At 47.1% G+C, this 13829-nt stretch carries 15 protein-coding genes; 4 read left to right on the top strand and 11 right to left on the bottom strand.

The features are described from left to right. Position 1: 1 nt before the first annotated feature. The 7 genes from CEG13_RS07740 to yhfZ form a co-directional block, all read right to left on the bottom strand. Positions 2–1162 carry a YhfX family PLP-dependent enzyme gene (locus CEG13_RS07740; protein ID WP_100011303.1) on the bottom strand — a complete coding sequence of 387 codons (1161 nt, stop codon included), beginning with the start codon at positions 1160–1162 and terminating at the stop codon, positions 2–4. A 13-nt stretch (positions 1163–1175) separates the two neighbouring features. Then, positions 1176–2318, bottom strand: a complete 1143-nt coding sequence (locus tag CEG13_RS07735; protein WP_100011302.1) for an aminotransferase class V-fold PLP-dependent enzyme — start codon at positions 2316–2318, stop codon at positions 1176–1178. After that, positions 2318–3235, bottom strand: coding sequence for a phosphotriesterase family protein (locus tag CEG13_RS07730; RefSeq protein ID WP_100011301.1), 918 nt, complete (start codon positions 3233–3235; stop codon positions 2318–2320). The genes CEG13_RS07735 and CEG13_RS07730 overlap by 1 nt, the downstream gene beginning before the upstream one ends. Before the next feature lie 19 nt (positions 3236–3254). Beyond that, positions 3255–4547, bottom strand: a complete 1293-nt coding sequence (locus CEG13_RS07725) for a YhfT family protein (RefSeq protein WP_100011300.1) — start codon at positions 4545–4547, stop codon at positions 3255–3257. Between the two features lie 21 nt (positions 4548–4568). Further along, a complete protein-coding gene (locus CEG13_RS07720; RefSeq protein ID WP_100011299.1) occupies positions 4569–4928 on the bottom strand; it encodes a DUF2620 domain-containing protein in 360 nt (119 codons plus the stop codon). Further along, complete coding sequence (locus tag CEG13_RS07715; RefSeq protein WP_158234659.1) at positions 4925–5308, bottom strand: PRD domain-containing protein; 384 nt, start codon at positions 5306–5308, stop codon at positions 4925–4927. The genes CEG13_RS07720 and CEG13_RS07715 overlap by 4 nt, the downstream gene beginning before the upstream one ends. Positions 5309–5426: 118 nt before the next feature. Continuing rightward, positions 5427–6359, bottom strand: coding sequence for a GntR family transcriptional regulator YhfZ (yhfZ, locus tag CEG13_RS07710; protein ID WP_100011297.1), 933 nt, complete (start codon positions 6357–6359; stop codon positions 5427–5429). Between the two features lie 339 nt (positions 6360–6698). On the opposite strand from yhfZ, the gene CEG13_RS07705 reads away from it, so the two are divergent. Together CEG13_RS07705 and CEG13_RS07700 are read left to right on the top strand one after the other, a co-directional pair. After that, on the top strand, positions 6699–7463 hold the full coding sequence (locus CEG13_RS07705; RefSeq protein ID WP_100011296.1) for an NRDE family protein: 765 nt from the start codon (positions 6699–6701) through the stop codon (positions 7461–7463). Positions 7464–7681: 218 nt separating this feature from the next. Continuing rightward, positions 7682–8293, top strand: coding sequence for a class I SAM-dependent methyltransferase (locus tag CEG13_RS07700; protein WP_100011295.1), 612 nt, complete (start codon positions 7682–7684; stop codon positions 8291–8293). A 49-nt stretch (positions 8294–8342) separates the two neighbouring features. Here the strand turns inward: CEG13_RS07700 and CEG13_RS07695 are convergent, their stop codons facing one another. The 3 genes from CEG13_RS07695 to CEG13_RS07685 form a co-directional block, all read right to left on the bottom strand. Beyond that, positions 8343–9755, bottom strand: coding sequence for an MDR family MFS transporter (locus tag CEG13_RS07695; RefSeq protein ID WP_100011294.1), 1413 nt, complete (start codon positions 9753–9755; stop codon positions 8343–8345). A 200-nt stretch (positions 9756–9955) separates the two neighbouring features. Beyond that, positions 9956–10903: a nucleoside hydrolase gene (locus CEG13_RS07690; RefSeq protein WP_100011293.1), complete on the bottom strand. Its 948-nt coding sequence runs from the start codon at positions 10901–10903 to the stop codon at positions 9956–9958. A 12-nt stretch (positions 10904–10915) separates the two neighbouring features. Beyond that, a complete protein-coding gene (locus CEG13_RS07685; protein WP_100011292.1) occupies positions 10916–11854 on the bottom strand; it encodes a nucleoside hydrolase in 939 nt (312 codons plus the stop codon). 268 nt (positions 11855–12122) lie between these two features. Here CEG13_RS07685 and CEG13_RS19355 point away from each other — a divergent pair, with 268 nt between their 5' ends. Both CEG13_RS19355 and CEG13_RS07680 read left to right on the top strand, forming a co-directional pair. Then, positions 12123–12233 (top strand): putative holin-like toxin, encoded by a 111-nt coding sequence (locus CEG13_RS19355; RefSeq protein WP_420843792.1) that lies wholly within the window; start codon positions 12123–12125, stop codon positions 12231–12233. Positions 12234–12493: 260 nt separating this feature from the next. Beyond that, positions 12494–12916: a pyridoxamine 5'-phosphate oxidase family protein gene (locus CEG13_RS07680; protein ID WP_100011291.1), complete on the top strand. Its 423-nt coding sequence runs from the start codon at positions 12494–12496 to the stop codon at positions 12914–12916. A gap of 53 nt (positions 12917–12969) precedes the next feature. On the opposite strand, the gene CEG13_RS07675 is transcribed toward CEG13_RS07680, so the two are convergent. Continuing rightward, positions 12970–13791 (bottom strand): metallophosphoesterase, encoded by an 822-nt coding sequence (locus CEG13_RS07675; RefSeq protein ID WP_100011290.1) that lies wholly within the window; start codon positions 13789–13791, stop codon positions 12970–12972. Positions 13792–13829: the final 38 nt, after the last annotated feature.

Raw genomic sequence — 13829 nt, 5'->3', positions numbered from 1 at the left:
CTCACCACTTCCTTTCCAGATGGATAAGTGACGGCCGGCCGGACTGGATGCCTTCCACTAGTGCGACATGCGATCGTGTCATGAAAATCTGAGTGCGGAAAGCGTAGATCGCCGTGTCGCCAATCTGAATGGAAAAATCTTCAGGCGTCGGAATGGAACCATAATAATCGATAACCTCTGGACTAAGAGGAACTGCTGAAACAAACCTGTCGAGGATGCTGCCTGGCTCATGTCCGACGAGACAGCCTTCCATATTAGAGCGGCCGTAATAGCCACCGGCAATCACCTGATAGCTGCCCCTGAATTGATGGGACACTTCGGAGACGTAAATCATGCCCGGCAGCTCCGGCAAATCCTTATAGGCATGCAGTGGTGTCGTCCCGGTTAATCCATGTCCCGGCTCGGCATGGGAGATGCCTTCTCCAGCCAGAAACGGGATCGTGGCAGTACTGGTTCCGCTTGGGCCGTTGATTTGCGTGAGAAGAATTCCCTTTGTTTCAAGCATTTGTTTCGCCTGTTTCAGTGTTGACAAATTAGGAGTAGGCACCATGGCCGTTCGGTCCTCTGCCAGCTGCAAGTTGGGAAAAGTTGTAACCCCGGTGACCCGGACTCCATCCAGCTTCTGAATCTGCTCGGCCGTTTCGGAAAGTTCTTTTAACGGAATTCCGCCTTCCTGCCCTTCATAAATGCAGTCATTTTCTCCGACAACTTTGAGCAGGATATTTTGTATGACACCGGCCTGTTCTGCAGCTTCAGCCACCTGCCTGGCGCGCTCACAGGAAAAAATCGTTACCACTTCCGGCTGCCAGCTGAGCACTTCCCTCCACTGATGTTTTCCCGGCTGAACCAAATGGCCGATATTGCCGATTTGAAACCCATTATCTGCCAGCACCTTTCCTTCGTCAAAATCCACAGCAACCGCTTTATCAATTCCATTTTCTGCAATGATAGCTGCCAACGCAGGAATCCGTCCCAGCTGCTTGCTCATGAAATACAATTCCATATCATGGTCAGCTGCAGTCTCCGCCAGTTTCTTGGTATTGGCTTTTAATACATCGATATCGATGACATAAGTGTTGGGAGGGATCTCTCCATTCTGGTGGAGGGAAAGACCTGCATCAATCAGCCTCGGATTTCTGCGTTTGGTAACATCCAAAAACATAAAAGCAGCCTCCTCATCGTCTGTCTGATTCAGTCTTTAGTGATTGTATTGCCTTATCCAATATTCCCAAGACCGTGGATGCCCCGGCTTTCATTGGGTTGACCCGCAAGCCGTATGCTTTTAAATGAGGCTGTGCTTCCATAAAACTCCCGGAAACACGGTAGATCATCGGTACAATTTCATATTTGGATTCTGCGCCAACCGGATGGGTCGCCGCTCCAAGCGCATTACTCCGGCTAATGACTTCCTGCGCCACAGGCTTCTCCAGTTCCACGATGACATTTTTAGACTGGGCATTGGTCATGTAAGCATCAGCAATCCCGGTGACTTCTCCTTCATTTAGCCGACGGCAGACTTCCTCGACCTGTTCGTTTTGCCCGGCCAGCGATACAGGGGCGAATGTCATCATCCTGAGTAGCTCCATTGCTTCATATCCCTGCACCTGGCCGCCGCCGGAATAATTCCGCTCCTCGAGCTTCCGGATATGCTCACTCCTACCGACAATCACGCCAATCCCTTCTGGCCCCAACACCTTGAATCCGGAAAAAGTTGAATAATCGGCGCCGTATTCCACTCCGATGCCCGGTGTTTTTAACGCGCAATAATTGTCATCTATCACTACCGGCAAATCCGGTCTCACACTCTTGACCGTTTGGATGACCTGTTGCAGATCATACGTGTCCGTTGGCGACTGACGTGCATGCTGGATATAAAAAACCTTGCAGTTATGGTTCGCGGCAACTGCTTCTTCCAAGCTCTTCAGCTCATTGTAATCCACCACCTGCGGACGAATGCCAAGCATACGCAGTGTCTCTTTCGTCGTCATATAGACAGGAGCAGAATGGATAAACATTTCGTCTCCCACTTCCAGCAGCGTGCTGAGGATCGTCCGGATCGCTCCGGTTCCTGCCCCTCGGACAAGGGCCGCTTTTTCCACGCCAAAAAAATCAGCCAGGACACGCTCTGCTCTTTCCGTCTGTTCTGGCTTTTTCCAGCGTGGCCCAACACCAAGATCACCCATGGACAGAAGCTGTTCGCCGGTAAAATGCCTGCTCATCTTATCTACCAGCTTATACTGCAGCTCTTGCGCTTCACTGACAGACAGGGCCGGCAGCACGGAATCCGCATAATTCAGCTGCGATTTGTCGTATCCCATTAGACCCGCTCCTTTATCGCAAAAGCCCTAGCCGGATTATGAATCAACAAATCTCGAATCACTGCACCGGAAACACCACGTTCCGTAAGCTTGGGGATAAACTCATTTAACACCAAGTCATAGCCGGGCCCGCCATGTTTTTTCCAATGCGATTTTCTCGTTAAATCCGCCGACAGGAGAATCTGTTCATGGAAGCCCCTCTCGATAAAATCCAGCAGAAACTCGATCCGTTCCTCATCCGGACGGTAGTTATTTTTTCCAATGGTATCAAAACCGATATACACCCCGCCCTCCAGCACCTCCAGCACTTCTTCCTTATTTGGATTTAAATCCTGATGGCCAATGATAATCTGCTCTTTCGTCACACCCGTACCAAACAGCATATCCACTTGCCTGCTGCCCAATGTTCCGAGAGAGGTATGAGTGGAAACTGGCAACCCTGTTTCTCTTGCCGTCTCACCCGCGCCAAGAATTAGTTCTTTTTCCACCGGTTTAATTTCATTGACACTGGTGCCGACTTCCCCGATGATGCCGGGGAAAATGCCGGTGTCAGCAATTCCCCCGGTAATTTCTTTGATAAAATGCTCGGCAAAATCTTCCCTCTTCCAGTTCTCTGCGAATTCCGGAATGAACGGATCTTTGTAAAACCCGGTGCAGGTGACGATATGCACCCCTGTTGCTTCACTCAGCCGCTTCAATCGCTCAGCATTTCGTCTCATCCCTTCATTGGTCAAATCAACCAGGGAGCGGCCGCCCGCTTGATGGAAATGTTCCAGCTCTTCCTGCGCCCCCTGTTCATCATCCAAAATCGTATCCGGATCTCCCTTGATGCGGGATAAATCAATCGACAGATGCTCATGCGCTGCACAGATTCCAAATTCCTCTGCCTCGATTTTTCCTTTGACTGTCTGTATCATGCTGCTGCCTCCTATGCTGCTATTGTGGTATGTTCATGAGTCCTAAAAGAACTAAGATGTTTGCGATGACACCAACGGCGATCGCCCCAACCGGACCAACAGCCATGCGGACAATTGGACGTCCGGCAACTTCATTCAGAAGATAAAAACCAATGATGAAAAAGAAACCGAATCCCGGAATAATCAAATTGGCGGCATTGGCACCACCGACCAACAGCGCGACTTCAATCAGCTTTGTCATCGCACTTCGGATATTTTCACCGGAATTTCTTACACCTGGGTATTTATCCAGGAATTTGGCAATAGCACTCAGCAAAGTAACTTCCAAGAAAATCACAACAGCCCCGATGATCACCGCCAGCCAGACATTTGGCGCAAACAGACCGACGACAAATATCAGTGTAAAACCAACCGGACTGTACACCCCTGTCGCAATCGCCGTACTGGCAACCAGCGGGATAAATCCTAATGCGCGTGCTGCCGCTGCAATCCCTGCTTCTGTTTCCTCTCCCTCAGCAAGCAGGCTTAAGGAAATCGGATCCCCTGCCATCAGGGCCAGATTCGTCGCCCCGGCAATTAGTGCACCGATCAGCATGAAGTATGGTACATTTTTCTGAATCGCTTTTACTTTTTCACTAAACATCGACGCCAGATCGACAGATGCGCCTTCTTCCTGTTTTTCCTTCATCGCATAAACAAACAAGAAGACCATTCCGGCGATGAGTGCCATCCCTTCCTGGTTCAGCGCGACCGGATTCCCACCGATGGACAACAGACCGTTGTCATTTACAAAAACTGCCAGTTGCCGCACAAGCGCCGCTACCAGAAATGTCAGCAGCCCTTTTTTCACACTGAACTGCATGGCCACGGCCAATGCCGGGAATGCAGCAAATGCTACGACAATTGGTGTGCCTACTTCACCCATTGGCGCCAGGAAATTGACCGGCAAGTATTCAAATAACTGGACAAACCCTTCCAGCCCTACAAGCAGAGCCCAGCCGTACAACCCGCCAATCGCGGCAGCCACCGGTGTTCCCCATTTGTTCTTCGGTGTCAACAGGCCGATGATATCCGTTCCCAGCAAAATACTGTGAATCAGAATGATACTCGCGGTGATGGTAAACGGAATCCCAAACCCGATGACCAAGCCAAAACTGATAGCGAACGCTGTTAATCCAAGCTCTCTCCGTTTGATCCGGCCTTCGATATGCTCCCCGACAACAGGCCGGAGCCCATCATTAAAGACCGCAATGTTTAAATTGGCCAAAACAGCGGCCACTGCCCCGATCAAAATGACAAATATCAGTTCCATAAATACTTCCTCCCCCATTATCTACTGCTTGTTTTTAATTGCAGTGATGATCATTGGCACCGCGGTTTCCATGTGATCCCCCGTAAACCCAAATGCCAGCTTCCCGTCTTTTACCGCCTGTTCAACCTTTGCGCTGTCCGGCTTCCTGCCAGGCATGGATACCGTTTCACACTGATCCCTGCCAAGCATAGCGATTGCCATGGCCAGTGCGCCTCCCCCACCGGTGTGACAGGCCCCAATATAGTAATCTGCCTGCTTCGTCTTGATTGCCATTGCTGCATCCAAATCCGACTTGATAACGGTTTCAATTTCCGGATCGATTTCCTTAATTAATCCCTCAATGCTCTTCTTTTCCACTTGTCCGCCGATTACGATTTTCAATTTGCTTCCCCTCCCTGATTGGTTTGAATCACATTCGTGTAATGCAAATACAAAAATTCCTTCTCCGTCTCAGGCAGTCCTCCCTTCCATTCCCGTTCGATCCGCCGCACCTGTTCCTTGGCCAGGTGATAACTGCCGGAATTTCTCACTTCCTCCATCATCGTTTCTGACGCGAATGCATCCAACGTTTCCCTGTTTTCCATTCTTGTTAAAGCTGTCGGCAAATGGGTAAACAGCATCTCAGCCTGCTCCACATCTTTTATCCCAAGCGTCTCCAGCAAATGCTGGAAAGCGTCGACAGTAATGGACCTTGCCGATGACGAAATCACATTCCCTTCTACCAGCAAATCAAGCCGCTGCTTTAATTCTGCAAGATTCATAGAAAGCATCTCCCCTCCTTTGATGAAAATACAGTTTTTTGTATATTGCTTTAAAAAAAGATGGTGACTTGGATCAAGTGAATAACCCAGCGCCTTACTGCCAGGTTTTTCATTATGCTTAGTAGTGCGGGAACATTACTTTATTTACTACTTTTTGCTGGATCGTCAGTATTTCTTCTTTTTTTAGTTGCTGGATATATTCCAGGATGTCACCTCTGTCTTTTTCAATCAGCATGACCGCAGCAGACGCTTTCCCGGCAGTGGTTCTCGCGTCTTCTGACTGGAAATCACCGATACTGAATGCTTCCCTGGACCGGTTTTCATCCGAGTTCCAGACAGCGGCGTCAATTTCACCATTGAGCAGCATATCGAATAATTGCATATAATTCACCGGCACCATTTCCACATCCTTCCCTTCACATTCGAGAAAGGTAAGTTTTGATTGGTCCGTCGATGTATAATCTATGCCAATTCGCATGCCATTACTTATTTTTTTGTGCGTTTTATTGGCAAAGAAGATCTGGTGCTTGGTTACATAAGACTGCGGCCCGAAGTTCAGCGCAAGTTCCAGATTCGGATCCTGCTTCATTTCTTCCTCTGCTGCCAGCTCAGAGACGATAATGAAATCATATCTTCTTGATTTGAGTGTATCCAGGCGCTGTTTGGACCCCCGCATATAGGCAAGGTCAATTCGGTTCAGCAATTTTTCCGAAACCTCTACCAAGCCGGTCGCCAGCCCTTCGTATTTAAGTGAATAAGGCAGCGGCATGGCGCCGATAATCGCTCCCTCTCCCGCGACTTCCTTCAGTAAGTGAAGATCTTTTTTGATTAAAAATGTTCCCAAATGCCCCCGTGATTCCAGTTGAATAGCATGCAGATTCTCCAACACCTTGAGCGCTCCCTGCACCGTGCCATTTCCCAGGGAAAATCGTTCTGCGAAGTCGCTGACCCGGGGAATTCTACCTCCCGCCTGGACGGTGATTAACTCTTTGGCAATTTGTTTTGCTGCCAAACCATTTTTTGAATATAAACTCTCCCAAATGCTGTTCATTATTTCTCCTTCGTCTTTTCGAATTCGGTTTTATCCTCGCTGCACGTTTTGGCGGATGATGGAATGAACTTTGTAAAATGATGTCAAATTAAAATACAAAATATCGTATATTGTTAGTATAGCGCTTTCATAGATTGTATGCAACACCTTATTGGAAATTTTATAAGTATTGTATTCTTTTGGGGACAGGATTATTCTAATTTTTTAGGGTGCCTGTCACTTCCCGAATTTTGTCGAAAGAACAGGATTATTCTAGTTCAAGCCCAAACTTTGCGGAACCTCCTTGCTGCAACGTATAATAAATAAAGAAGTTACTCATCGCTACAAAGGAGTTTTTCTATGTGCCTGATCAATTTCCACATAAACAATCACCCTAGGTATAAATTAATTATTGCTGCCAACCGGGATGAATTTTACCAGCGTCCGACTGATCCTGCACATTTCTGGGAGGACCATCCAGCGATCCTTGCAGGAAGAGATTTGCTCCAGATGGGGACATGGCTTGGCATCACGAAACAAGGCCAGTTTGCCGCCCTAACCAATTTTCGTGACCCAGAGATGCAGGATGGAACGTATTCCCGGGGGAAAATTATCACAGATTATTTGACATCATCATTAGTGCCGGAAGATTTTTTACATAACTTGCAACGGGATAGAAAGGAATTTGCTGGGTTTAATGTCCTTCTGGGCAGCCCGGATCAGCTATTTCATTATAACAATGTATACAATGAAGTAACCGAGCTTAGTCCCGGCACACATGGACTCAGCAATGACACGATGAACACTCCATGGCCGAAAGTCGTCAAGGGGAAGAAAAATCTGCGAGACTATGTAATGGAAAATGAATGTATCGACCCGGACCGCCTTTTTGACATTGTGACCGATGCTGAGGAAGCTGCCGAGAATGAATTGCCAGATACCGGGGTGGGAGCGGAACTGGAACGCAAGCTGTCTCCGTTGTTTATCCAGACTCCGGAATACGGAACCCGCTCGTCTACTGTGTTGTTGGTTGATCATCAGGATAATATTACTTTTGTCGAGCGCACTTATCAACAGGGCGACTATGCAGCTGAACAGCGTTTTTCTTTTCAGTTGGAGCGGTGACAGGACTTGTTCAGGGGGGGCCTCGATTTTGTGTGTGGGTCGCCCAATTCCAATCGGGTCTCGCCCGATATGGTGTGTGGGTCGCCCGATTTGAGCTGGGGTTCGCCCGATTCCGTGAGAGAGCCGCTCGACTCGGACAACAGGCATGCTCAACCGCCAGAATCCCCCGCCTGCGACAACCACAAACCAATCCCATTCCACAAAACAGGAGCGAACAAATGACAGAACAAGACTATGACCAATTGCTAAACATCAAAACCGCCAGTTCACGTATCGTTCCCTTGCCGTCATCCTTACATTACAATCCATATGAACCAACGCCATACCAGGCATTGGACACCTATTTTCGTGCCCACCCTCTCACAAGCAATGATCGCCTGGTTGATTTCGGCAGCGGCAAGGGCAGGCTGAGTTTTTATGTACATTATCATTTTAATGCCGCCGCTGTTGGGGTAGAAATGAACCTGGATTTTCATCAGCAGGCAATCGAGAACCGAAACAGGTATTTGGATAAACGGAAAAAAGGAAAACAAAAACTTCATTTCTGTCATTGTCTCGCGGAACAATACCAAATCGACCCGGCGGATAATCGTTTCTACTTTTTCAATCCATTTTCCGTCCAGATTTTCATATCGGTTGTCAACAACATTCTGCACTCAAAAGAAGCGTACAGTCGGGACATTGAACTAATCCTTTATTATGCTACCGAAGAATATATTTATTTTCTGGAACATGATACAGCCTTTGAACGTATCGATACCGTCAACGTTCCTGATGTGTATCCGGAAAATCCTTATGAGCGGCTTTTCCTCTATAAACTCGCATACTAAAAGGGCAGCCATTAACGGCCGCCCTTCTTATATTCATTATTTACCTACTCTAACCTGCTTTTCTCTCCCGCTTCGGATTGCGGACAAAGAAGGAAATTACCAGCCCGGCAATCGCAATGATCCCTGTGACGAGAAAGGAAACATTAACACCGTGAATCATTCCCTCCACGCCCGCATCAGGGATTGCCGCTGTTGCCATGATGGTGATAGGCAGTGCGGTACCAATTGCGCCGGATACTTGCCTTAGTGTGTTGTTCATTGCGGTGCCATGCGGAATCAAGTCCCTTGGCAGCTGATTTAAACCGGCCGTTGTCACCGGCATCATCGCCATCGCCACACCAAGCATACGCACGGCGTTGACCGTTGCAATATACGTAAATGATGTTTCCACGGTAAGATCGCTGAGCATAAAGGTAGTGACAACAATAAGCGACAGCCCAGTAATTGCCAGCCATCTGGCTCCATACTTATCAAACAACCGTCCGGTTATGGGGTTCATGACCCCCATAACTACAGCGCCAGGCAACAGGGCTAACCCTGATTCCACGGCGGAAAACCCAAGCATATTTTGCATATACAATGGCAGCACGATGGCGGCGCCGATCATTGCCAAAAATGTAACCATCCCGAGTGCAGTCGTCAAGGTGAAAATGTGATAGCGAAACACCCGGAATTCCAAGATCGGCTGTTTCAGCTTCAGCTGCCTGAGGATAAACCAGACAAGAGCAGCCGATCCGACAACCATCGAAATAAATACCGGGGCACTTCCCCAACCAGCGCCGCCGGCCACACTGAAGCCATAAAGCAGACCACCGAATCCAAATGTGGAAAGTACAATCGAAAGTATATCGATTTTAGGAAAATTCCGCTCCGTAACATTTTTTAAGATAAAATAGGCAATGATAATATCAATGATCGCGATCGGCAAAATCATAAAGAATAGCATTTCCCATGGATATCGCTCGACGACCCATCCGGAAAGGGTCGGACCAATTGCCGGGGCAAACGCGATAACCAACCCAAACATCCCCATCGCCGTGCCTCTTTTCTCAACAGGAAAAATCAGCATCATAATCGTCTGCATCAGCGGCATAATGATCCCTGCCCCAGCCGCCTGCAGGATTCTCCCCAACAGCAGCATGGTAAAATCCGGAGACAGTGCCGCAACCAATGTACCGGCAGCAAACAGCCCCATTGCTGTCAGAAACAACCCTCTTGTCGTAAACCGTCCAATTAAAAAAGCAGTTATTGGTATCATGATCCCGTTCACCAGCATAAAAATAGATTGCAGCCACTGTGCCGTGTTTGCATCCAAACTCAAGTCTTCCATTATATGCGGCAGTGCCGTTCCCAGCAGTGTCTGGTTCAAAATGGCGACAAACGCGCCAGAAATCAGCACAGCCATAATTGGCACTTTTTTAATCGGTTCCTCTCCCGTTTGCGGTGTCTGATTATCCACCATCTATGTTCCTTCTTTCTGTATCCTAAAATTGCCGTACATCTCCATTTTTCTTTCCTGTGGTCGGAGAAAAACCTCTGAGTTGCACGTTGATATTTTTCTGTACAAGAAGAAACTATAACAGAACGACCCATGGATGAAAAGGAATTAATACACGCTCATGATAAATCAAATCCGGTACGCTGCTTTACTATATTGAACAATTATTCCACAGCCCGAAGCACATTCATTAACAACTCTTTAAACTTCTCCCTGTCTACTTCTTCACAGACCCGCACATTAGGAGCCTTCCCGCTTCGATTGTTAATATCAACGAAACTGTAGCCTCTTGTTAATTCCCCTCTAGTTTCAATGTCCACAAAATATTCTTTTGAGGCAGTCATGATCTCCTCATTTGCAGCAATCGCAGCCAACAAGGTGTCGGGATGGGTTGTTCCATCAATTTTATATACTTTTTTATTATGCCTCAGCACCGCTCTGTTAATATCGCGGAAAAATTCACTCCCTCGATTATTCAGGTGCTCAATGTCTTTATGGTCTTCCTCTTCCATTACCGAATAAGCAGTACACATATCCCAGCCAACCATAGTGATGGGAATGCCGGCGTGCAGCACAATCCTTGCTGCCTCCGGGTCCACCCAGAAATTGTACTCTGCTGCAGCTGTTATATTTCCCAGTGAATTATTTGTACCGCCCATTATGTAGATATGTGGAATGTCCTTAACAATAGAAGCATCCTTTTTAATGGCCATAGCAATGTTCGTTAAAGGAGCGATGGCAAGCAGCGATATCTCGCCGGGAGAAGCTTTGACCCGTTCAATGATAAAATCGACCGCATGCTGATTTTCCGGCCGCTGGACTGTTTTTTCGAAATGAGAATCCCCCATCCCATATTTTCCGTGAACATCCTCCACCGTTTGATGCTTTTCTTCCCCGATATTAATGACCGGTCCATCATATCCTTTATAAACCGGCACCGTGTAACCCGGATTAGAGACCTGGACGGTATAGAGGGCATTTTCCGCCTGCTGGTCAAAATCCACATTTCCCCCTGCTACCGTCACACCTTCCACTTGGAAATAGTGCAGGGCTGTAAGAATGGCTATCGTATCGTCACCGGCTGTATCTGTGTCAATAATTACTTTTTTCATCCGAAATCCTCCTTATCCCTGCCGCGCCAAATCCGTAATATACGCAAAAAATGCTTCCCGGTCCGCTTCATATACCAGCTGGACAGGCCGTCCGTTGTCGGTGAGCTCGGTTTTTCCCTGGCTCGCTCCCTCTGCGTGAACTATTGCTTTCACGGTTTTCTTCATTACCAGGTCCTCCCTGCCTATGGTTGCCGTTGTCAGCACATCCCAAAGGAAATAGGTCGAATTGGTCTGGAAATGTACCAGCGGCGGTACCGCGGCATAACATTGCCCAAGAAAATCGATGCCTAAGTCTTTACGCTCGGCAGCCCAGGTATTGCGCACATCCATTGTCAGTGGCACCATATTCGTGCTCTCAAGCGCCACTAAATCAATCTGAATATTGCTTTCCCACACCCGTTTGGCCGCTTCCGGATCCCAGAACGCATTCCATTCTGCCGTCCCATCATGCTCCGGTTCTTCCACATTTCCATTTGGCAAAAACGTGCCGCCCATCCAGGCAAGCTTCTCAATTTTCTCCTCAATATCCGGAGCTTCTTCCAGCGCCCTGGCAAGATCGGTCAGCGGCCCGACGAATAATAATGTCACTTTCTCCTCACTGGAACGGATCTTCTCAATCATATCCAGGTGTGCGGGGAGTGCTGCTTCTTTTGTCCGCACAGGTAAAAATTCATTCAGTATCGGCAAAGCATCCACATAAAATGCATGCATCCGCCAATCATTCGGAAATGGATGTTTCCCCCGAGAATTCGATGCTGCGACTTCTATTTCCTCACCCTTGCCAAAACGATCAATAATCTTCCGGCTTGCATGCATTGCCGGTTCCAAATAACAGTCAGCGGGGATGACGCCCACGCCAAGCAGCTCGATATTCTCCATTTGCAAAAGCAGATACAGGGACACTAAGTCATCCACACCGCCATCATGATTCAAATATACTTTTTTGCTCAATTGGTTACACTCCTCTGATGTGATTCTTGCTGGAAAGATGGTTTTAGCTTAACCATTAACTGTTTGGAAAATCAACTATTTGCCCTATGGGTATCGAAAAATTATAGAAGCTTATTTAGTGAGGAGGCGGACGATGTGAGAAGTTTTATTTTTCCTTAAATATGAGGTCAAGTATTCCTATGAATCTAATAAATTATCTGATAAAATAAAGAGGCAACAACTAGCATAGTGGGCGGTTGGCCATCTCCTCTTGAAGGGAGGTGGTAAGATGACGGTATATGAGGCGTTAAACCTAGTAGCACAGTTTAGTGTTGTTCAAATAGCTGCGCTGACTTTGATAGTATCCATCGTCGTCGTTTTTCTAAACAAAAAGAAGTAACCGCCCCCTTGACCGTGGATAGCGATTACTTCAATTAGAAAAACATCTCATGGTCAACCGCTCTTTAGGCGGTTTGCTGTTGCAGGTACAGGGTAGTTCCAGCTACTCTGTGCCTTTTTCTTATTATAAGTATAATTTTTTTTATTTATACTGTCAATTCTTCAGAAATCATTGTACGATCCGAGGAGTTGCGCGGACGTTTAAAATTCCCTTGCAAAAGGAATGCTATTTACAAATGACACTGAAAGGAGTCAATGGAAATGAGTCAGCAGGAAATTAAAGCAAGTGTGGAAAAGATTCTCGAAAACAGTCACGTTGGCCCAATGGCTACGGTGAAAAATAATAAACCGCATTCCCGGTATATGACATTTTATCATAAGGACATGAAACTTTATACGCCGACAAGTACGGATACCGATAAGACGGAAGAAATCGAGGCGAACCCGTATACTCACATTCTGCTTGGGTATGAAGGAGAAGGATTCGGCGATGAATATGTGGAGTATCAGGGCAAGGTATCGCTGAACCAGTCGAATGATTTGAAAAAACAGTTATGGAATGAAGAATTGAACATGTATTTTGACGGGCCGGATGATCCCAGCCTCGTCATTATGGAAATCGAACCAGTGCAAGTCCGGCTGATGAACAAAAAAGGTGAACCGCCGAAAGACCTGGAATTTTAAGTTGAGGACAGAGCATACTCATTCATAGAAATGGGTATGCTTTTTAATTACATTTATCCTACCCCGCTCACCGTAATCAAACTCAGCTGGCTCTGATTGAACAGCCGAATCGGAAGCAAACTTGTCCCTAGCCCGCTATCAATGTAGAGAAGCTGATCCTGGCCAAATTCGAATGTTCCTTTGTCCAGCTCAGGAAAAAGCCCCTGCCCCGGCGCCACTATCGCACCAATCGGCGGTATACGCACCTGCCCGCCATGAGTATGGCCGCTCAAAACAAGATCTGCCGGGATGTTGTCATATTCATTAATTACCTCAGGAGCATGGGACAGCAAAATAGTATAATTATCATTGGAGATCCCCTGAAAAGCAACGCCCATCTGCTCATGATTTGTAGCCACATCATCGATCCCCACTACATTGACCGGTACCCCGTTTACCGTAATTTGCCTGTTTTTATTATCCAAAACTGTGACACCGCGCTCACGCAGGCCACTGAGCAGCTGTTCAAAATCCGGATGTTCAAAGTCGTGATTGCCAGTCACAAAAAAGACATGTTCATTAATTTCCGTAATTCTTTCCAAAAGAGAAAACATCTGATCAAATTCTTCTGTATGCCGGTCAATCATATCCCCGGTAATGACAACCATGTCAGCATTCAACTTTTCCACGGTGCTGACCAGTTCTTCATTGTTATCCCCAAACACCTTATTATGCAGGTCGCTGAGATGTGTAATTGAAAACGAAGCATCTGCCGGCAGCTTGGCACTGCGGAAGGTTTCTTGGTTAACTTTAAAATAATTGGTGTCATGATAAACTTTTAATGGAAAGACAAGAAGTAACAGGAGCAGTCCTGTAATTATAAGTCTTTTTTTCATTCCGTTTCTTCCTCCATCTGCGCGTTCCTCAAACAATA

This window comes from Lentibacillus sediminis (assembly GCF_002763455.1).
In the GTDB taxonomy this organism is placed as follows: domain Bacteria; phylum Bacillota; class Bacilli; order Bacillales; family Amphibacillaceae; genus Lentibacillus_D; species Lentibacillus_D sediminis_A.
This window is presented reverse-complemented; position numbering and strand designations above follow the sequence as displayed.